General features: G+C 46.7%; 20 protein-coding genes. 8 read left to right on the forward strand and 12 right to left on the reverse strand.

The window, feature by feature from the left end; translation table 11 throughout:
- Nucleotides 1–25: 25 nt before the first annotated feature.
- Together ACYRYG_RS05360 and dinB are read right to left on the reverse strand one after the other, a co-directional pair.
- Complete coding sequence (locus ACYRYG_RS05360; protein ID WP_293417760.1) at nucleotides 26–1,252, reverse strand: MFS transporter; 1,227 nt, start codon at nucleotides 1,250–1,252, stop codon at nucleotides 26–28.
- 68 nt (nucleotides 1,253–1,320) lie between these two features.
- Entirely contained in the window at nucleotides 1,321–2,406 is a 1,086-nt protein-coding gene (dinB, locus tag ACYRYG_RS05365; RefSeq protein WP_460197800.1) for a DNA polymerase IV, read from the reverse strand.
- A gap of 291 nt (nucleotides 2,407–2,697) precedes the next feature.
- On the opposite strand from dinB, the gene argS reads away from it, so the two are divergent.
- Both argS and ACYRYG_RS05375 read left to right on the forward strand, forming a co-directional pair.
- Entirely contained in the window at nucleotides 2,698–4,515 is a 1,818-nt protein-coding gene (gene argS / locus ACYRYG_RS05370) for an arginine--tRNA ligase (RefSeq protein WP_293417766.1), read from the forward strand.
- A 44-nt stretch (nucleotides 4,516–4,559) separates the two neighbouring features.
- Nucleotides 4,560–5,045 (forward strand): RNase H family protein, encoded by a 486-nt coding sequence (locus ACYRYG_RS05375; protein ID WP_293417769.1) that lies wholly within the window; start codon nucleotides 4,560–4,562, stop codon nucleotides 5,043–5,045.
- A gap of 59 nt (nucleotides 5,046–5,104) precedes the next feature.
- Here the strand turns inward: ACYRYG_RS05375 and ACYRYG_RS05380 are convergent, their stop codons facing one another.
- The 9 genes from ACYRYG_RS05380 to ribD all read right to left on the reverse strand — a co-directional run bounded on the left by ACYRYG_RS05380 (nucleotide 5,105) and on the right by ribD (nucleotide 13,979).
- Nucleotides 5,105–5,791 (reverse strand): CRISPR-associated endonuclease Cas6, encoded by a 687-nt coding sequence (locus ACYRYG_RS05380; RefSeq protein WP_460197801.1) that lies wholly within the window; start codon nucleotides 5,789–5,791, stop codon nucleotides 5,105–5,107.
- Between the two features lie 215 nt (nucleotides 5,792–6,006).
- Nucleotides 6,007–7,557, reverse strand: a complete 1,551-nt coding sequence (locus ACYRYG_RS05385; protein ID WP_293418335.1) for a DHA2 family efflux MFS transporter permease subunit — start codon at nucleotides 7,555–7,557, stop codon at nucleotides 6,007–6,009.
- Nucleotide 7,558: 1 nt separating this feature from the next.
- Nucleotides 7,559–8,641: an HlyD family secretion protein gene (locus ACYRYG_RS05390; protein ID WP_460197802.1), complete on the reverse strand. Its 1,083-nt coding sequence runs from the start codon at nucleotides 8,639–8,641 to the stop codon at nucleotides 7,559–7,561.
- A 15-nt stretch (nucleotides 8,642–8,656) separates the two neighbouring features.
- Nucleotides 8,657–9,979 (reverse strand): TolC family protein, encoded by a 1,323-nt coding sequence (locus tag ACYRYG_RS05395; RefSeq protein WP_294076802.1) that lies wholly within the window; start codon nucleotides 9,977–9,979, stop codon nucleotides 8,657–8,659.
- Nucleotides 9,980–10,099: 120 nt separating this feature from the next.
- The gene (locus ACYRYG_RS05400) at nucleotides 10,100–10,993 is read right to left on the reverse strand and encodes a helix-turn-helix domain-containing protein (protein WP_460197803.1); all 894 of its coding nucleotides are present in this window, start codon (nucleotides 10,991–10,993) and stop codon (nucleotides 10,100–10,102) included.
- Between the two features lie 190 nt (nucleotides 10,994–11,183).
- Nucleotides 11,184–11,591: a LytR/AlgR family response regulator transcription factor gene (locus ACYRYG_RS05405; RefSeq protein WP_460197804.1), complete on the reverse strand. Its 408-nt coding sequence runs from the start codon at nucleotides 11,589–11,591 to the stop codon at nucleotides 11,184–11,186.
- 286 nt (nucleotides 11,592–11,877) lie between these two features.
- The gene (locus ACYRYG_RS05410) at nucleotides 11,878–12,618 is read right to left on the reverse strand and encodes a LiaF transmembrane domain-containing protein (RefSeq protein ID WP_293418345.1); all 741 of its coding nucleotides are present in this window, start codon (nucleotides 12,616–12,618) and stop codon (nucleotides 11,878–11,880) included.
- Nucleotides 12,619–12,871: 253 nt separating this feature from the next.
- A complete protein-coding gene (locus ACYRYG_RS05415; RefSeq protein ID WP_293418347.1) occupies nucleotides 12,872–13,033 on the reverse strand; it encodes a hypothetical protein in 162 nt (53 codons plus the stop codon).
- Nucleotides 13,020–13,979, reverse strand: a complete 960-nt coding sequence (gene ribD / locus ACYRYG_RS05420) for a bifunctional diaminohydroxyphosphoribosylaminopyrimidine deaminase/5-amino-6-(5-phosphoribosylamino)uracil reductase RibD (RefSeq protein ID WP_293443500.1) — start codon at nucleotides 13,977–13,979, stop codon at nucleotides 13,020–13,022. The genes ACYRYG_RS05415 and ribD overlap by 14 nt, the downstream gene beginning before the upstream one ends.
- A gap of 20 nt (nucleotides 13,980–13,999) precedes the next feature.
- Here ribD and prmC point away from each other — a divergent pair, with 20 nt between their 5' ends.
- From prmC to argH, 6 genes are all read left to right on the forward strand, one after another.
- Nucleotides 14,000–14,830 (forward strand): peptide chain release factor N(5)-glutamine methyltransferase, encoded by an 831-nt coding sequence (gene prmC, locus ACYRYG_RS05425; protein ID WP_293418351.1) that lies wholly within the window; start codon nucleotides 14,000–14,002, stop codon nucleotides 14,828–14,830.
- Between the two features lie 52 nt (nucleotides 14,831–14,882).
- Nucleotides 14,883–15,560, forward strand: coding sequence for a regulatory protein RecX (locus ACYRYG_RS05430; RefSeq protein ID WP_293418353.1), 678 nt, complete (start codon nucleotides 14,883–14,885; stop codon nucleotides 15,558–15,560).
- Nucleotides 15,557–16,255: a ComF family protein gene (locus ACYRYG_RS05435; RefSeq protein WP_293418355.1), complete on the forward strand. Its 699-nt coding sequence runs from the start codon at nucleotides 15,557–15,559 to the stop codon at nucleotides 16,253–16,255. Before ACYRYG_RS05430 ends, ACYRYG_RS05435 begins: the two co-directional genes overlap by 4 nt.
- 131 nt (nucleotides 16,256–16,386) lie before the next feature.
- Entirely contained in the window at nucleotides 16,387–17,022 is a 636-nt protein-coding gene (pyrE, locus tag ACYRYG_RS05440) for an orotate phosphoribosyltransferase (protein WP_293418357.1), read from the forward strand.
- A 73-nt stretch (nucleotides 17,023–17,095) separates the two neighbouring features.
- Nucleotides 17,096–17,515: an SRPBCC family protein gene (locus ACYRYG_RS05445; protein WP_293443504.1), complete on the forward strand. Its 420-nt coding sequence runs from the start codon at nucleotides 17,096–17,098 to the stop codon at nucleotides 17,513–17,515.
- Between the two features lie 181 nt (nucleotides 17,516–17,696).
- On the forward strand, nucleotides 17,697–19,034 hold the full coding sequence (gene argH, locus ACYRYG_RS05450) for an argininosuccinate lyase (protein WP_293418361.1): 1,338 nt from the start codon (nucleotides 17,697–17,699) through the stop codon (nucleotides 19,032–19,034).
- Between the two features lie 38 nt (nucleotides 19,035–19,072).
- Here the strand turns inward: argH and ACYRYG_RS05455 are convergent, their stop codons facing one another.
- Complete coding sequence (locus ACYRYG_RS05455) at nucleotides 19,073–19,237, reverse strand: hypothetical protein (protein ID WP_293424510.1); 165 nt, start codon at nucleotides 19,235–19,237, stop codon at nucleotides 19,073–19,075.
- Nucleotides 19,238–19,322 lie beyond the last annotated feature (85 nt).

Consider the following 19,322-nt stretch of genomic DNA (forward strand, 5'->3'; position numbering starts at 1 on the left):
TTTGCCGACGTACTTTTCAACCCGGCTAACAGATCGTCCCCAGTTTCCTTCTGAGGAAAAATCTCCTCGTCGCCAGAAAGAAGAGCAATACTCCGACTGCATTGTCGGCTGCGACCATCCAGAAAGCGGCCGTATAACCGAAAAACTGGGATATGACACCACCCAGCAATATCCCTATGCCAAAGCCTAGATCCCAGGAAGTAAGGATGGAGGAATTGGCAGTGCCTCGCTGGTCATGACGGGCTGTAGCTACGAACATGTTCAGGAAAGCTGGATACATGTGACCATTGCCCAGACCGATCAGACAGGCGGAGAGATAATAGCCGGCCTGGTTCGGGCAGGCCACAAAAAGGAGATACCCGGCAAGGGCAATACACATCCCATAGGCTGCATTATGGGTGACCCTTCCTTGACGCAGTGCCTTTGCCCCCTGAAGACGGGAGCTGAAAAGTCCTATCGAAAGAAGGGCAAAATAGGTCCCGGTCCCACTGGTTATCCCCATGACTTCCTTCGAGTAAATGGCTAAGTAATTACTCAACACCCCGAAACAGAAGCCAAACAGCGCTATATTAACCGCAAGCAGCCATGCTCGTGTCAGGAAAAAACGGTCCAGAGAGATCCGGCCTTTCCTCCGGACAATCTCCCTGACAGGTATCTTGACGGAAGCATCAATGAAAAATCCGAGGAGCGCAACGGCCAGGGCGATCCAGAAAAGAACGGTGAAATCGTGGCAGGCTTGATAGATATAGATACCGGCAGAAGGGGCCAATGCCATGGCCAGGTTATTACTCAGACCGTAATAGCCGAGGCCTTCGGTACGCCGGGATGAAGGCAGCACGTCAATCGCTGCGGTACTGTTCGCTACGGTAGCAGCCCCAAAGGGACCTCCATGGAGGGTTCTCACGATGCCGAACATCAGCAAGGTGCCGGCTACAAGATAACCGGCAAAACAGGCGGCAAAGGTGAAGACACAGATCATCAGTACTTTCTTCCGGTTGAAACTGTCAACGACATAACCACTGAACGGACGAATGACCAAGGCTGCCACGGTATAACCGGAGAGTACAATTCCGATGATGTCCTTTGTCGCCCCAAACCGCTCGCTCAGGTAAATGGGCAGCAATGGAGCCAGAAGGTAAAAGGCAAAATACATCATCGTATTGGCTGCCAGAACCTTGATATAATTACTGTTCCAGAGTGTCTCTCTTGCGTCACTCTGACTTCCACTTGATATTTCTTTATGCTCTCCCATTCTTATTGTTGTTTCTTCCAGATCTCTTCGTTTCTTTATAGCCGGATCGTCTTCAATAAAAGAATCTTTCAGTCATCAAAAACAATATCCAATTCTTTCCATTCGGGTCTTTTACTCTCATGATCCCCTGCCCTTGACACTGAAAGTCCCATGAGACGGATGGGGTGCATGACATCATAATGGAGTTGGTGGAGCAGACTCTTGGCTAATGGCAGAATATCATCCTTTGTCCTGAGGATCTTCCCCTGAGTCAGACTCCGCGTCATCTGGGTGAAATCGCCATATTTAATCTTCAGTGTTAACGTACGACCTTCAAACTTACTTTTCTCCAGACGGTCCTGAAGCTCCAGTACCGTATGATAGAGTTCGATGATCACGGTCGATTTCAAACTGATATTTTCGGGGAACGTTCGCTCACAACCCACGGATTTCCTCTCACGATGAGTGATCACAGGACGGTCATCTATGCCTCTGGCAAAATGATAGAACACGGTGCCGGCCTTTCCGAAAACATCATTGAGGTGCTTCTGTGAGCAGGCCCGGAGCTGGGAACCGGTAAAAATACCCATATCGTGCATGACCTGTGCCGTTCTTGACCCCACGCCCCAGAATTTCTCTACCGGCAACTGAGCAATGAAATCGAGCGCTTTTGCAGGATGAATCGTACAAAGCCCGTCTGGCTTCCGGTAATCGGAGGCAATCTTTGCCAGGAATTTATTATAGGATACTCCTGCAGAAGCTGTCAGGTTCAACTTCTCCTTGATCTCTTTCTTGATAGCCTTGGCTATATCATCAGCCAGCACAAGGCCTTTCTTATTCACCGTAACATCTAAAAAAGCCTCATCGATGGAAATCGGTTCGATCAGATCTGTATATTCGTGGAAGATTCCCCGGATCTCATCGGAGACCTGGACATAATAATCCCGGCGCCCTTCTACAATGACCAAATCCGGACACAGGCGTTTTGCCGTCACCATAGACATAGCTGAATGAACCCCGTATTTCCGTGCTTCATAACTTGCTGTGGCCACAACACCGCGTACACTGTCATGCCCTACCGCCACAGGAAGTCCTTTCAATTCTGGACGATCCCGCTGCTCAATGCTTGCAAAAAAAGCATCCATATCAATATGTATGATCTTCCGCTCTGCCATAGTCTATTGCAAAGATAGTGCTTTTTGATAAAAAAAGGCATTACCTGATGAGATTAATAGCCATGGGAAGCAAAGAGAAGACACAAGGACAAACGACAGATCATTCGGGATTTTTCCTCTCGTCTCGTGGACTTTCCGATTATTTTCAGTAACTTTGCAACTGCAACCGGCCCGTGTCACAGAATCCTCACTCGTGCCTTGTTCAACGGGAGGGTCATTGCTATGACTGGATCCCATAGGACCCGTACAGCCGGTTGAACTTCAGCGATATTAATAAAAAAACATACCGGTATGAAAATCGAAGACCAAATCAGTAACTCGGCTGTCCGTGCCGTAAAGGAATTATACGGGCAGGAAATACCTGGCAAGATGATCCAGGTTCAGAAGACGAAAAGTAATTTCGAAGGTAACCTCACGCTTGTGGTTTTCCCTTTGCTCAGAATCTCTCATCAGAAACCGGAAGATACAGGCAGGGCAATCGGAGAATACCTGCTGAAAGACTGCAAGGCCATAGCGGGATATAATGTGGTGAAGGGATTCCTGAACCTCAATATTGCTCCCTCCGCCTGGGTAGGACTGCTTAATGATATTCATGCTGACCCGGAATTCGGCAAGACGGCTCCCGCTAAGGATGCTCCGCTCTATATGGTGGAATATTCATCGCCTAACACGAACAAGCCATTACATCTGGGCCATGTCCGCAATAACCTGCTGGGCTGGGCTCTCTCTCAGATCCTGGCTGCCACAGGTAAGAAGGTTATCAAGACCAATATTGTCAATGACCGCGGTATCCATATCTGCAAGTCGATGATCGCGTGGAAGAGATGGTTTAATGGAGAGACCCCGGAATCTACAGGCAAGAAGGGAGACCATCTCATCGGCGACTGCTATGTGGCCTTCGAGCAGCACTATAAGGCTCAATGGGAAGAGCTGAAGGCTGAATATGTCAGAAAGGGGCTCGATGAGGAGAAAGCTGAAGAAAAAGCCAAAAATGAAGCTCCGCTCATCCAGGAGGCTCACCACCTGCTCGTACGCTGGGAAGACAATGACCCGGATGTCCGTGCGCTGTGGAAGAAACTGAACTCATGGGTCTACGCAGGCTTTGACCAGACATACAAGGCTTTAGGAGTAAACTTTGACAAGATCTATTACGAATCAAATACCTATATTGAAGGGAAACGCAAGGTCCTGGAGGGTTTGAAAAAAGGCCTTTTCTACCGGAAAGAGGATAATAGTGTCTGGTGTGACCTGACTCCGGAGGGGCTCGATCAGAAATTACTGCTCCGGAAGGACGGCACTTCCGTCTACATGACTCAGGACATCGGGACGGCTGAGATGCGCTTCCATGATTATCCTATCGACAAGATGATCTATGTTGTCGGCAATGAGCAGAATTACCACTTTCAGGTACTTTCCATTATCCTCGATAAACTCGGATTCAAATGGGGCAAAGATCTGGTGCACTTCTCTTACGGGATGGTCAATCTGCCTAACGGCAGGATGAAGAGCCGTGAGGGAACGGTCGTGGATGCTGACGAATTGATCGCTGAAATGATCAGACAGGCACGGGAGACTTCCGATGAACTCGGGAAATTCAAGGATATGACGGAAAAGGAAAAGAATGAAGTAGCTCGTATCGTGGGCCTGGGAGCATTGAAATACTTTATACTGAAAGTGGATGCTCGTAAGGACATGCTCTTCAATCCGGCAGAATCCATCGATTTCAACGGTAATACTGGTCCTTTTATCCAATATACATACGCCCGTATCCGCAGCATCATGCGGAAAGCTGCCGAACAGGACATCCAGATTCCTGCCCGACTCCCGGAGAATGCGCCTATCAATGAAAAGGAGGTCCAACTCATCCAGAAGATGAATGACTTTTCAGCAACGGTACAGGAAGCAGGGAATAACTATAACCCTGCCGTGATCGCTAACTACGCCTATGAACTGACCAAGGATTTCAATCAGTTCTATCATGACTATAGTATCCTGAATGCAGAGAATGAGGCGGAGAAGATCACTCGTCTGGTCATCGCAGAGAACGTGTCCAGAGTCATCAAAAATGCGATGAGCCTCCTGGGGATCGAAGTGCCGGAAAGAATGTAATTCCACGATGCCCTTCCACTAAATTGAAGAGAATAGTTCATAAGATGATAGCACAGAAAAAAGAACCGGTCAATCCCCCTGATTACCGTCACGATACGGTCTTGCCTTTACCTATGGCGGTAAAGGCAAACGCATGGGCGGTGGATGCAGCTTGTTCCGGCAACCCGGGACCGATGGAATATCAGTGCATTGACCTGGCTACGGGAGAGCGTGTGTTTCATTTCGGACCCGTAAAAGGCACGAACAATATCGGAGAATTCCTCGCTATCGTCCATGCCTTGGCACTCATGGATCAGCGTCATATTCAGGATAAGGTAATCTATTCTGACAGCTACAATGCAATCCTGTGGGTACAGAAAAAGCAATGCAAGACCAAACTTGTACGAAATGCGGGTACTGCTCCATTGTATGGGATCATTAACCGCGCGGAACAATGGTTGCATGCACATCCGGTCCATGTACCGATTCTCAAGTGGGAAACCTCACAATGGGGCGAATGTCCGGCTGATTTCGGAAGAAAGAAGAAATAGATTTTTTCTGTTAACTACTTTATAAAATATTCTAAGGCTCTTCCCTCTCATATTGCAGACTAATAAGGTTTTGTAGACAAGTCCATGATGATGGTTCCAAAACCTATATCAGAATGTTTCCCCAATCCGATACCATCCGGCAAAAGTATATTTGAAATAAAGTGGAAATCAAGAACCTGGACGATTTCACCTTTATAGTTAATTCGTTCCGGAAAAACTTTATCTGTAATGATAATCTTCAGTTCTTTCTCTCCATGATAGCCAATACTCTTAAAGAAAGTGAGAATATCTTTCTTCAAAAGACCTTCGATATAATGGGTCTGATCTTTTAAGGGCAACAATGCTCCTTCCCCGTTTCCCGAATCATGATCCGAGAACACATAATGGTTCATGGAATAATGCCGGGGGGAGGCTTGTATGCGAGGCTGATACTGATGACATTCAACCTTTTCAATCTTCATATCCACCTTCCGAACGCCAAGAAGAGAGGAAAAACTTGACCGAGAAAGAAGAGAATCTACCCTGGGAATCGCATTACCTAAAGCAACAATTACCGGACGGCCGCACAGGATCTTGTATTGTGCCAACGGATATTGGCTCTCTGATTCACCTTTCTTACAAACATCTGCTTTAGGATTAGTATCATTATTCATGTACCGAACCATTGCGCGGCGAAAACTCGGAACTTCTTCAGGCTGGATTCCATGATCAAACAACATATAAAGAATAGGAATACCTGTTATCATAGAACTTATTATATTTCTGATTGCGAAATTAATAAAAAAAATCCAACAGGCTATCTTTTCATCAAGGAATATCATATAACTGGAACATTTTTCACAATTTAAAAGAAAAATCATCTTAAAATCAGGCAATAATGTTCTTGTTTTTAACCTCAGGTTATCTGATAAGGATGGGTCCAAAGTATCTTTACGATAACCGGAACAAGGCGGAGCAACGATCAGGGCTCCTGATGCTTTCTCAAAAGGAGCATAAGAGGTAAAGAGACAACACAGATAATGGCCAGAACACGAAAAGAAGACAGATAACTCAATAAAGAGGACTGCTGGAAGACACTATAGTCCAACAGTTTATAGCATAAAGCCTGGGCACTGCCGGTATCATAGCCCATTCCCTGAAGCAGATGAGTCAAGCCGGAGACGGCATTCGTGCAATTGGGCGCATACAGTGTGATATGTGAAGAGAGCAGGGCCTGGTCAACTGCTTGCGAATTACTGATATGAGTGCCTATTAAGGCCAGTCCGAACGCACCCCCCTGCTGCTTTGCCATATTAGCAAGTCCTGTTCCTTGACCTATATCTGCACCCCGAAGACCTTCCAGCGCCATAATGAGCACAGGAAGCATGAACAATCCTATTCCAAGTCCTCTGAACAGCAAAGGATAGAACAGATCCCACCATGAAGAATCCGGGGACTGGTAACACATCCATAAACCAAAAATGAAAGTACAGATAAATCCACCGATCATCAACGTTCTCGGGCTGACCCCTTTTGCCAGCATTTTTTTACTGATCGCCATTCCGACAATCGAGATAAATGTCCCGGGAACCAAGGCTAACCCGCTTAATGTCGTAGTCCATCCCAGATTGATCTGAGCCATCAGAGGGAAAGCATAGATTGCAATATAAAGCAAGGCTCCCATCACTCCGTTAAAGAATATCCCCAATGCCAGATTCCGGTTCTTCAGCAATTTAATGTTGACAGCAGGAAACTTCACATGCAGTTCTCTCAGGATAAAAGCAAGGATACCCATACTGGCAACAATACTGAAAAGAGTAATCGTATGATCATCAAACCAGTTGTTCTTGTTACCATCCTCCAGGACATATTGCAGGCTTCCGACTCCTACGGCAAGAAAGATGATGCCCCACCAGTCAATATTATTCTTAAGGTTTACATCCTTTTCATCAGAGACAACCACCCACGACATTGCTGCCGCCAACAATCCCAAGGGAACATTGATAAAGAATATCCAGTTCCATGAATAGTTGTCTGCAATAAGCCCTCCTAATGTCGGCCCCAGTGCAGGAGCGGTTGCCACCCCGATGCCATAGATCATTGTAGCCGTATTCAACTTCTCCGGAGGGAAAGACCTCACCAGTATGGTCTGTGACTGAGCCATCAATGCTCCCCCGCCAAGTCCTTGGATGCTTCTCCAGACAATCAACTGCCACAGCTCGGTCGAATTACCACACATAAATGAGGAGAAAGTAAACAATAATATCGAGAAAGTAAAGTACCTCTTTTCCCCTATCAGTTGTGAAAGCATTCCACTAAGAGGTATGATGATCACATTGGAAATGGCATAAGCGGTAGAGACCCATACGACATCGGTCGTCGAAACGCCCAGACTTCCGGCAATATGACGCAGACACACATTGACAATCGTCGTATCAACCAACTCGAGCATGGATGCGATAATACAAGTGACAACGATGATGGTCCGTAAGATTCCGGAAGGATATTCTATATTCTGCACTCTTCCGCCCATATCATCTTGTTTTTACGGACACCTCTGTACTCATTCCGGGAAGCAGGCGTCTTGTCCTGCTATAATTGCTGATGTGAATACGTACCGGCAACCTCTGTGTTACTTTAATAAAATTACCTGTTGCGTTTTCAGCCGGGAGTATCGAGAACTTGTTCCCGGTAGCACCACAGAAACTTTGCACCTTGCCTTTTAATCTCAGTCCAGGATAAGCATCAACGGTCACTACCGCTCTCTGTCCGAGTTGCATCCTGCCTAATTGTGTTTCCTTAAAATTAGCAGTAACCCAGATATCTGACAGATCAATGATAGAAGCCAAAACCATCCCTGACGGGACAAACTGACCGGGCTCTATCACCTTCTTAGAAACGACGCCATCACATGGAGCAGTGATGAAAGCATGTCTATATTGATCTTCCGCCTGAAGCAGCTGGGCCTGTGCCTGCTTGATATGCGCAACAGCCTGTCTGATCTGAATGCTGTGGACATGGGTCTGTGAACGGATCGTGGATACCTGAGCCATAGAAGATTCGTATGATTTCTCCGAAGCAGCAAGTTGGGCATCAGCAATCTGCCATGCAGCTTTAGCAGCATCGAGAGCCTGCGGGGTAGCAGCGCCATTTTTGCTCATCTTTTCTTTTCTCTGATAATCTCTCAGGGCCTGCCATGCTTTGGCCCTTGCCATCGTGATATTCTCCTTCACCGAACCAGAATTGAGACCGGCTACTATTTCACTGAATTCTGATGCTGACACCTGTTTCTTGCAAGACAGTAATTCGGTCTGTGCAGCAAGAACCGCTGCCCGTGCCTCCATGACCTGCGCACTCAAACTGGCTGTATCATAAACTACCAGGGTATCTCCTCTCTTCACCTTCTGATTATCCGTAAACCGGACCTGACTGATATATCCTGTCACCATCGTACGAAGCGGAATGATGTTACCGTCAATCTGTGCATCATCCGTCGATTCGTGACACCACGAATCATATCCTAATTTTAAAACCAGGCCGAGAACGATGATCCCTGCTATTGCTCCCATATAAATGACTGTCCGGGAGATCTTTTTCTTTTTACCTTTATTATCCATATTCCGTTTCTCTCTCTAATTGTTTTTATTCAATAATGTCCTCATCTTAGCCATATCCATAGAAAACTCTATCCTATGAATCGATTGACCGATCATCGCTCGGCTGATGTCATTCAACTTAATCAGATAATCAGCCAGTGTTATGGAACCGTTCTTAAGTTGAGAGGCTGCAACTTTTTTCACGTTCAGGCGAATTTTCACGATGTCATTATCACTATCCATCAGCCCTTTATTCTTTAAGACATCAATTTTCAAATCCTCAATCTGTTTGTCCATGTTTAACTCATAAACAGATTGTCTGTTTTTTACAAGTTCTCTGTTCAGTTCGACCATCTTCTTTTTATGGCCATTATCATATAAAGCAGCAATATTCCAAGTCAGCGAAACGCCAACGATTCCTGAAAGATGAGTCGAATAGTTCATGACATTAAGTCCCGGACGGCCATAATAGCCATTTGCAAAAAAGGAAATTCGGGGAAGTGCCTCCCGCCTCAACTGATTCAATTGACAATCTGCACCCTGCAACTGTTCTCCGAACACTCTGTAGTCCGGCCTGTTCGTATAATTACTGTTTTCCACATCCTTCACTTCCGGGAGATCCAGTACGGTTGTGGTATCAACAGATTGCCGGGTATAGGAAGATAATTGTACACAGTACTGGCATTGTTGCATTAACAAAGCCATTTTCTGCTGTCGGAGTTGGATAAGATCTGCATCTATTTCCTGAAGATCGGTACGAAGGGAAACGCCACTCTGAATGGCACAGGCAATATCCTTCTTTCTCTGTTCCAGATCATTCTGCCGGAAACGAATGATTTTGATTTGTTCCCTGTCAACCAGTATGGACTCGAATAAAGTATTGACCAGTTCCTCTACTTGCAACATAGAAGATTTTATCTGATCAGATTGAATCTCTCCGTCTATGGCCATCTGCTTTTTCCGGACGCGGCTCATTCCTCCGTCATAAATCAACTGAGAGATCCCCATCTGCCCCTGATACTGTAACTTCCTGGCCTGGCTCAGATCAAGTCCGAATTCCTGAACGATACTTTCGGGCATCTTCAAAGAGTAAACCTCTGACTGGCAGGTCCCTTTACCAGAGACAGATACCTGAGGAAGCCAGTCGGTGCCGAGATTCTTCACCGACTCTAAGTTCTGCAACTTCGTCAAACTTAATTGCCTTGCAAAAGGATAATTGACATAAGCACTACGAACAAGTTCGTCTAATGTATAATGCTTTACCCCCTGAGGGAAAGCGATCGAAAAAACACACATAAAAAGGACAAGTACACTACCCGATTTGTACCTTTCTCTCGCTGAGAATTTGAGCAGTTTCATCATAAAATATTCTTATTTTTTCTTACGTTGCAAAGATACTGCTACATCAATGGCAACCGATAACGTAAAAAGAAATAAAAACAACGCTATAAGAAATAACCTATAGTAGCATAAGAACTCCTATTTGAAATTTTTCGGAGACAAACCAAATTTCTTCTTAAAAGCCACGGTCAAATGTTGAGGATTCTTATATCCTATCTCATCTGAGACTTCCGAAATGCTCTTGCCACTATCCATCAGCAGATATTTTGCCCTTTCCATACGCAGTCCATTATAATAAGCAAAAATTGTCGTATGAAACATCTCTCTAAATCCCCTTTTTAAAGTCTGCTGATTCGTACCTACTATCATTGCCAAATCGATGATACGTATTTTCCTTTGATAATTCCTGTCAAGATATTCTCTGGCGGCAATGATCTTGTTCTGCTCTTCTCTCTTCAAATCAATCTTTTGTACCGGACAATGACTCTTCGTCTGCAAGAGAAAAAGCTCAATGATCTTAGCTTCGATATAAGATTTTCTCAGCTCCCCTTTGAAGGAATTATGACATATATCATAAATGACACTAAACATCTGTGGTGAGATCGGCTTGATCGGACTGATGCATGCAACTTTCCTCCCGAAAACATCCGGCATTGTCCCCAGCTCATTCCACATTCCCCGGGGGAACAATCTGCTCACAGCATCTTTCCCCATCTTTATTTCCAGAAAAGAAAAAGGATTAACGTTGTCCTTATACAACCGGTGCTCACCTGAAAAATCCATAACATGAAATACGGTCTGAGAATTCGGAGACAGGATTATCTCTCTGCTTTTAAAAAGGGTCTTGCTAACTCCATTAAACTGGAAATGAAGCTCCATGAAATTATTCCTTTCATGAACTTTCACCCTTTCATCATGATCAAAACTAATATCCACCCAACGTATTTCGATATCCTTCGATGATAAGATAATGTTTTCAGACCGAACATCATGATTGATCTCTCCGAATTTTCTGTACTGAATATTTTCCATATCTCTATATCCAATAATAAGTCACTTACATTAAGTTGTGGCAAAGGTACATGATTAATCTTTTATCGAGAATACCTAAAAATGATGATTCTATCCGCACCTTCACTTTAATCATGCATTTACCGCTACGGTCGTCGGACATCTTCTTTCTTCCGTGAACATATTAACCGGACGATGCCAGCTATTTATTCTATAGATCCAGTTTTTCACGCAACAGCTTATACCCCGTTGCACTGACACGGATAGAGGTACCATCAGAAAGTTGCAGCAATTGCTTTTGCCCATATCGTTCTATTTTCAGTATCTTAGAGAGGTTGACGATGTATGAACGATGAACCCTGACAAACCGATCCTGAGGCAAGCAGGTTTCGTATCTCTTCATGGTCTCACTTTTAAGCCAGTGCCCTTCTTCCGTATGTATTGAGACATAATCATCCTCTGCTTTCAAAAATACGATGTTTTCTACCAGGATAACCTTTATCTTCTGTCCCACCCTGATCGTTACCCGTTCTATTTGCTCATAATGAGCTGGCGTAAGATGGTCATTGTCTCTGTCATACGTCTCATCAATATTGCTATCATGAAGTGACTCTCCCACATTTTCGGGTTGATTACTTAAATAGTACCCGCGAAATGCCAGATATATTGTTATCTGGCAAAAGACACGAGGGACAAGTTGGGAAACAAATGCGCCAAAATATTCCGGATATACAATATCTGCGATGAATAGTTCAAAGCCTGAAAACAGAGTCAGGCAGGCGACGCAATAGGATAAACCGGCATTTTAGAGGAATATCCGAAAGCGAAAGCATAGGCGAAACCTGCCATCATATCAAGTAATATATAGTTCCGCCTAACATAGTAATCATATAATATCGGATTTCTCAACATCTTATATCACCTCCGCCTAAAATCGCATTTACCTTAATTATCAATTTCCGGTCGGCAAAGGTCCCGTTCCCTGCTCTTTTGTCTTCGAATCCTCCTAGAAAGGAATCAACAACGACTTCCACATACCAATCCTCAGGAACAATTATATCAACGCCTCCACAGATGACATCAACCTCAAGTGTCGTCACTCCTTCAGGAAGAGTAGTCTTGCGAAGATCCAGTTTCATTCCTCCCATCACATTGTTAATTTCTCCTCCACGGAAAACTGGCTCCAAGAAGATCTCATCAATACCATTCATTATCAAATGATAATTCACACGGCCGTCTTTTCTATCCTGATAAGGATATTGCGCGTGGTGTCCACGCCACCCGCTAAGATATTGCCTGTGGACATGACAATGATGACAACGGTGGGTGATGATCAACAATCCGACAAAAATGATCACAACAGGCCAGAACACATTATGGAAGGTAACACTGGAATAGGATAATCCTATAAGTGGTGCTAATTTAGGAAACAGGAAGAGGGCTCCAAAGACAAAAGTGGCAATCCCTAAACTGTAATGACGATAGCAGAATTGTGTAACTCCTATCAAGATCAACAGCATCTGCCATGATAGTATCACGGATTTCCACTCTACCGGCAGAACGCCAAAATTGAACAGGAGGTAAATTACTCCCACTAAAACAATAAGAACGCCCCAAAACAGACTTTTCAAACCATGTATTTTCATCTTATTTCATTTATTAATTTAAAAAACAATCAGAGTACATTGTATCTGTACTTTACAAAATCGGTACAAAGTTAGCGTATCCAGACTGACTCTACAACCCTATTTCGGTGAACCTATCTGTTATTGTCGGTAAACTGAATAAATAATTTGATGAAATAAATGCAGCAAAACAAGATATTGCTAAAAACAATATCAACCCGTTGGCAGAGTCGGATCCGTGTCCTTTCTCCTGCACTATCCGAATGGTTTCGGTCTACAGGTCCTCAATATATCCCTTCGTGAACATATCATAGCTGAGAGCATCCAGTTCTCCCAGCGTCATTTTCTCTACAGCCTCTTCAATCTTCCGGATCAAGACCTCGCGTTTATAGTCATCCGAAGCTGTCAGCCGTGAAGTAAACCTATTCGTTGCCATACTCCTCCCTTCTTTCATAAGTACAGATGAGTTGGTGATCATAGATTTTCTGACTCAGCAGCATCAGGTCACCCGGCAGCTGTGGTGCCCGTGTCCCCTCATCAATCACACAGTCCAAGGCCGTCTCTACACGGATCTCATCCCATAAGCCGGCGGACAGGAAACTGTTCAGCGTTACCGCACCTCCTTCAACGACCAGACTCTGCTTCTGCTCCTCATAGAGTTGGTCCAAGACTGTTTTCGGCGTATCCGGGTGCCGCAGCACGATCCTTTCCGGGTCCGGACCGCTCCACTCCCTGACATTGAGTTGCGGATGCTCGCGCTCATCGGTGATACGACCTACGAGAATCGTATCATTCTCTGCCCGGAGCTGATGAACCAGCATCCGGGTAAAATCACTCGAAAGTTGTACAGGTCTGAAATGATCATCCATCCGTCCATTGGCGCTCTGAGCCCATTTCAGAATGATGTAAGGCCGGTGAAGAGTATTGAAAGTCATGAACCGCCGGTTAAGATGGCGGCATTCTTTCTCCAGGACTCCCACGGTAACCTCAATGCCTGCAGCCCGGATTTTCTTTACGCCACGGCCGCGCACCTTAGCGAAGGGATCGATGCTGCCACAGACCACACGACGCACGCCCTTCCGGATAATCAGGTCACAACAAGGCGGAGTCCGCCCATAATGAGAACAAGGCTCCAGGCTGACATAAATCGTAGACTCCGGCAGGAATCGTTCATCTTCAGGACGGACAGAAGCAAAAGCATTCACCTCTGCATGCCCCTCGCCACAACGCACATGATAGCCTTCTCCGATAATCCGCCCCGCAGCATTCACAATCACGGCTCCCACCATCGGGTTCGGTTTTGCGTTCTGACGGCCGTTCACAGCCAGCTGCAGACAACGATGCATGAATTTTTCATCCTGAGCTTCTTGGTCTTTCTCCATATTTTCAGTAATTTTGCAACATGATCAGCATTCAGCAACTCTGGCAGGAACTGTCACCCCTCTATGATGCCGGCGAGGCAAAAGCCATCGTCCGCACCGTACTTGAAGTACGCTTCGGCCTGACACTTGCTGACCTACTCTGTGACAAAGTTAGTGAATTTTCAGCAGAAGAGTGCCAAACACTGGAAAAAATCATGCAGAGACTCAAGAGAGGTGAGCCCGTACAGTACATCTTAGGGCAAGCGGACTTCTGCGGACATCCCTTCAGGGTAGCTCCGGGAGTACTCATCCCACGACCTGAAACCGCCGAACTCTGCGAACTCATCGTGCACCGGAAGCCTCATGGACGTATCCTGGACATCGGAACCGGCAGCGGGTGCATCGCCATCACACTTGCGCTGGCCTTGAAAGGAGATATACAAGCCACCGGCTGGGATCTTTCGGAGAAAGCGCTGCAGATCGCTGAGGAGAATGCACAGAGACTCCATGCAGAGGTGGCCTTCGCCCGCCAGGACGCCCTCCACCTTCCCATGGGCAACCAGCAGTGGGACGTCATTGTCAGCAATCCTCCTTACGTGACGGAAAAGGAACAATCAGAAATGGAGAAGAACGTACTCGACTATGAACCAAGTATGGCCCTCTTTGTCCCCGATGATCATCCTCTATGCTTCTACCAGAGAATTACCGAATATGCCAGAATGGCTCTCCGGCCAGGCGGAATGCTCTGTTTCGAGATCAATCCCCTCTATGCAGATGCGATGAAATCGCTGGTTTCTGAAGCAGGCTTCCCTCATCCGGTCCTCCATAGGGACACCTTCGGAAAACTCAGGATGCTGATGGCCCGCCTGTAAATGAATCTATTTAAAAAGATACCCCGGTTTATCCGGAATAATGGAAATACTTATGAGAAGATCCTCAAGACAGAAATCAGAAGAACAGGCATTGAACATTCTCTCCTCTCTTTGCGCCACGGCGGAGTACTGTTCAGGAGAAATGGACGAAAAGATGAAACGATGGGATATGCCTGAGGCCATGCGCAAACGGGTCATCGGACGACTCATTTCAGACGGTTTCATCGATGATGAGCGATACTGCCGTGCCTTTATCCATGACAAGATCCACTATGCGAAATGGGGACGGCGCAAACTCGAGCTGGCTCTTTATAGGAAAGGTGTTTCCAAGGAGATCTCAACTCCTGTCCTTGATGCCGTTCCTGAAGAAACCTATCTCAGCATCCTCCGGCCCTTGATGGAAGCCAGGATAAAATCCGTCCGTGCCAGATCGGTATATGAACGGAACCAGAAACTCTTCCGCTTTGCTGCCGGCCGCGGATTCACGGCGGAGGTGATCCGGAGATGTATCCCGGGAGGAGAGGAGATGGATGCATTCCCCCTGGACGCCGAAGAAACCGGCGCTTTCACCGATCGGGAAGACACCCCGGACCGGCTCTCCGGGACTTTCGGGGATGACGGACAGGAAGACCGGTTATCGAGCACCTTCGGCGAAGACGACCGGATCGACAGGGTCTCCACAACCTTCGGGGCACAAACACCAGCCACCAACAAGAAAAAAAACACATGACCATCAGTCTGCTTGAGAGAATCCTCAGCCTCATCGCACCAAGAACCTGCGCCATCTGCGGCGGACGGCTGGCACCGGGAGAAGATATGATCTGCTCCTCCTGCAACTATTCCCTGCCCCGGACTTATCAGTGGCAGCATCCTTACGACAACGAGATGGCAAAGACTTTCTGGGGGAAGATCCCCGTGGAGCGTGCCGCTGCCTGGATCTACCACCATGGCGGATCCCAGGAAGCACGCATGATCTATGCCTTGAAATACCAAGGGCACCGGGAATTCGGGGAATTCATGGGGAAGATGGTTGCTGAGGAGATCGCTCCCTCACATTTTTTTGAAGGCATAGATGCTATCGTACCCGTCCCCTTAGCCCGAAAGCGCCTGCGCCAGCGCGGCTATAACCAAAGCGATGAAATCGCCAGAGGCATCAGCGAGAGCACGGGCATCCCCGTATGGGACAAGATCATTACACGAAGCCGGTTCATCACCAGCCAGACCGAGAAGGACCGGTGGGAACGCGCAGACAATGTAGAAGGACTGTTCCAGGCTCATCATCCCGGGCAGGTTCGCGGTTGTCATCTTCTGCTGACGGATGACATCTGTACGACCGGTGCCACGCTTACTGCCTGTGCCCGGGCACTCCAGAAAGCCGGAGGGAAGGAATTCAGTATTCTGACCTTAGGATATTCAAAGAGTTAAAAGCACTATTCCCGAATTCTAAAAAGGAACGGTCATCATCCAAAAAATGCAAATTAGTCTCTCTCAAGACCTTTTATTGAGAAAAGTATTGTACCTTTGTACGGAAATCTATATCACTTCTAACATTTATTATGGACAACTTAAAAAAAGTTTTTGCACTAAAACTTCTTCAGATCAAGGCCATCAAGTTACAGCCCAACAATCCCTTTACATGGGCGTCCGGCTGGAAGTCACCCTTTTACTGTGACAACCGCAAGACCTTGTCTTATCCCACCCTCAGGACATTCGTCAAACTCGAATTCGCACATATCATCCAGGAACAGTTTCCTGAAGTTGAAGCCATTGCAGGCGTCGCTACAGGAGCAATCCCCCAGGGAGCTCTTGTCTCCGATGTGCTCAACCTGCCCTTCGTCTATGTCCGTTCGAAGCCTAAGAACCATGGCCTTGAAAACCTGATTGAAGGTGAACTGAAACCAGGGACGAAAGTAGTGGTCCTGGAAGACCTCGTCTCCACCGGCGGCTCATCCCTCAAGGCTGTTGAGGCCCTCCGCAAATACGGCTGTGAAGTCATCGGAATGGTCGCCTCTTATACCTACGGATTCCCGGAAGCGAAGAAAGCCTTCAAGGATGCTGGCGTCCAACTTTATACGTTGACGGATTATGATCATGTCGTGGCTGAAGCGCTGGAAACCGGCTATATTGCCGACAGCGATGTGGAGGTCCTGCATAAATGGCGCAAAGATCCGGCAAACTGGAAGAAGGAATAACCGCACAACTGTTGATCACTAGAATAAAAACAATTTTCACCCCTGTCTCAAGGGATAATCCCGAGAAAGCAACATGATAAAGATCGAAAGCAGCGTCAAGCAGATACCCTACGCACAAGAGACTGTCTACAAGAACCTCAGTGACCTGAGCCATCTGGAACGGCTCAAAGATAAAATCCCGGCAGATAAGGTCGGGGAGGTGTCTTTTGACCGTGACAGCATCACTTTCAAAGTCCCCATGGCCGGGCAGGTCACCATGCAAGTGGTGAGCCGGGAAGAACCGAAGACCATTAAGTTGGAAACTGTAAAGAGTCCGGTTCCTCTCACCTTCTGGATACAGCTCCTTCCCAAGGAGGAAAACGCTTGTAAGATGAAACTCACGGTCAAGGCTGAAGTCAGTCCTTTCCTGAAGGGAATGATCCAGAAACCTTTAGAAGAAGGCCTGGAGAAAATGGCCGATGCTCTGGCCGTTATCCCCTACGAAGAAGAATAAGACTACCTCCCTGTTTTTGACAAGACAGCCCTTGGCATAGTTTCTGGAGAACCAATAACAGAATTTAAAACGGCCTTACGAGATCCCCCCGCAAGGCCGTAACGGTATAACAAGAGAGCCCGGCTTACCTGGAAGTCGTTTGCGGAAAAGCCGGAGAACATCAATTTAAAGAGAGACGATTATGGCGAAAAAACTTTGGGAAAAAGGTTATGAAATCAATAAAGAGATAGAAACCTTTACAATCGGACATGACCGGGAGATGGACCTGTACCTGGCCAAATATGATGTCCTGGGGTCCATGGCTCACATCACGATGCTGGAATCCATCGGTCTTCTGACAAAAGACGAACTCAGCCAGCTCCTCTCTGAGCTCAAGAATATCTACAGGATCTGTGAACGCGGAGAGTTCAAGATCGAAGAGGGCGTGGAGGATGTCCACTCACAGGTAGAGCTCATGCTGACCCGCCAACTCGGAGACACGGGCAAGAAAATTCATTCCGGGCGAAGCCGTAACGACCAGGTCCTGCTTGACCTGAAACTCTTTACCCGGCATGAACTCAAAGAAGTCGTGGACCATGTAAAGATACTATTTGACGAACTCATCCAGAAGAGCAACCAGTACAAGGATGTCCTGATGCCAGGCTATACCCATCTCCAGATAGCCATGCCAAGCAGTTTCGGACTCTGGTTCGGCGCTTACGCCGAATCACTGGCAGATGATATGTTCTATCTGCTGGCCGCCTACCGTATGGTTAACCGCAACCCCCTGGGCAGTGCGGCAGGCTATGGCAGCAGTTTCCCTCTCAACCGTTCCATGACCACCCGGCTTCTGGGATTTGACTCCATGGACTATAATGTCATCTACGCCCAGATGGGCCGTGGAAAGATGGAACGCAACGTATCCTTCTCCCTGGCAACCGTGGCGGGAACACTCGCCAAACTCGCTTATGATGCCTGCCTGTTCAACTGTCAGAACTTCGGTTTCATACACCTTCCCAAAGAGTGTACGACAGGGTCAAGCATCATGCCCCATAAGAAAAACCCCGATGTCTTCGAACTGATCCGGGCCAAGAGCAACAAGATCCAGAGTCTGCCACAGCAGATCATGATGATCATGAACAACCTTCCTTGCGGCTATTTCCGTGACCTGCAGATGATCAAGGAAGTATTTCTGCCAGCATTCGACGAACTGATCAACTGTCTGCAGATGACAGCTTACATCATTAACAAGATGGAAGTCAACACCCATATCCTGGACGATCCGATGTACGATCCGATCTTCTCCGTGGAAGAAGTCAACCGACTCACGACAGGCGGGATGCCGTTCCGGGATGCCTACAAGAAAGTAGGACTGGAAATCGAAGCCGGGACCTTCAGACCCGACAAGCATATCCACCACACTCACGAGGGCTCCATCGGCAATCTCTGTAATGATCAGATAGAGCTTCTTATGAAGAAAAACCTCAGCGATTTTCACTTTGAGAAAGTTGAGAAGGCTGAAAAAGATTTATTGAAATAAACTGATTCAACAGGCACCATCCTCTTTCACGGTCATCGTCAGCAACCACTGCAAGGGCGCATGGTGCTCTGCCATATCGTCCATTCAGGTAATCCGGATGTACCATACAGATAACCTGGATGCACCATACAGACAATCTGAATGTACCATACAGACAAACCGGATGCACCATATTGATGGCAGGTGATTATGACTACCCCCATCAAAGAAAGGAAGTCAAGTTTCCCTAAAAGCACATTCCTCAGCAAAAAGTCCTCAATTCATTTGGCATTTCAAAGATTTAGCTCT

The sequence above is a fragment of the Segatella asaccharophila genome (assembly GCF_054687055.1).

Coding starts and splice junctions, on each gene's coding strand:
- ACYRYG_RS05445 (WP_293443504.1), top strand. CDS start 17,096: ATGATAAAGATCGAAAGCAGCGTCAAGCAGATACCCTACGCACAAGAG.
- ACYRYG_RS05390 (WP_460197802.1), bottom strand. CDS start 8,641: ATGGATAATAAAGGTAAAAAGAAAAAGATCTCCCGGACAGTCATTTAT.
- ACYRYG_RS05375 (WP_293417769.1), top strand. CDS start 4,560: ATGATAGCACAGAAAAAAGAACCGGTCAATCCCCCTGATTACCGTCAC.
- argS (WP_293417766.1), top strand. CDS start 2,698: ATGAAAATCGAAGACCAAATCAGTAACTCGGCTGTCCGTGCCGTAAAG.
- argH (WP_293418361.1), top strand. CDS start 17,697: ATGGCGAAAAAACTTTGGGAAAAAGGTTATGAAATCAATAAAGAGATA.
- ACYRYG_RS05360 (WP_293417760.1), bottom strand. CDS start 1,252: ATGGGAGAGCATAAAGAAATATCAAGTGGAAGTCAGAGTGACGCAAGA.
- ACYRYG_RS05385 (WP_293418335.1), bottom strand. CDS start 7,557: ATGGGCGGAAGAGTGCAGAATATAGAATATCCTTCCGGAATCTTACGG.
- ACYRYG_RS05430 (WP_293418353.1), top strand. CDS start 14,883: ATGAGAAGATCCTCAAGACAGAAATCAGAAGAACAGGCATTGAACATT.
- pyrE (WP_293418357.1), top strand. CDS start 16,387: ATGGACAACTTAAAAAAAGTTTTTGCACTAAAACTTCTTCAGATCAAG.
- prmC (WP_293418351.1), top strand. CDS start 14,000: ATGATCAGCATTCAGCAACTCTGGCAGGAACTGTCACCCCTCTATGAT.
- dinB (WP_460197800.1), bottom strand. CDS start 2,406: ATGGCAGAGCGGAAGATCATACATATTGATATGGATGCTTTTTTTGCA.
- ribD (WP_293443500.1), bottom strand. CDS start 13,979: ATGGAGAAAGACCAAGAAGCTCAGGATGAAAAATTCATGCATCGTTGT.
- ACYRYG_RS05415 (WP_293418347.1), bottom strand. CDS start 13,033: ATGGCAACGAATAGGTTTACTTCACGGCTGACAGCTTCGGATGACTAT.
- ACYRYG_RS05410 (WP_293418345.1), bottom strand. CDS start 12,618: ATGAAAATACATGGTTTGAAAAGTCTGTTTTGGGGCGTTCTTATTGTT.
- ACYRYG_RS05435 (WP_293418355.1), top strand. CDS start 15,557: ATGACCATCAGTCTGCTTGAGAGAATCCTCAGCCTCATCGCACCAAGA.
- ACYRYG_RS05455 (WP_293424510.1), bottom strand. CDS start 19,237: ATGGGGGTAGTCATAATCACCTGCCATCAATATGGTGCATCCGGTTTG.
- ACYRYG_RS05400 (WP_460197803.1), bottom strand. CDS start 10,993: ATGGAAAATATTCAGTACAGAAAATTCGGAGAGATCAATCATGATGTT.
- ACYRYG_RS05380 (WP_460197801.1), bottom strand. CDS start 5,791: ATGATAACAGGTATTCCTATTCTTTATATGTTGTTTGATCATGGAATC.
- ACYRYG_RS05395 (WP_294076802.1), bottom strand. CDS start 9,979: ATGAAACTGCTCAAATTCTCAGCGAGAGAAAGGTACAAATCGGGTAGT.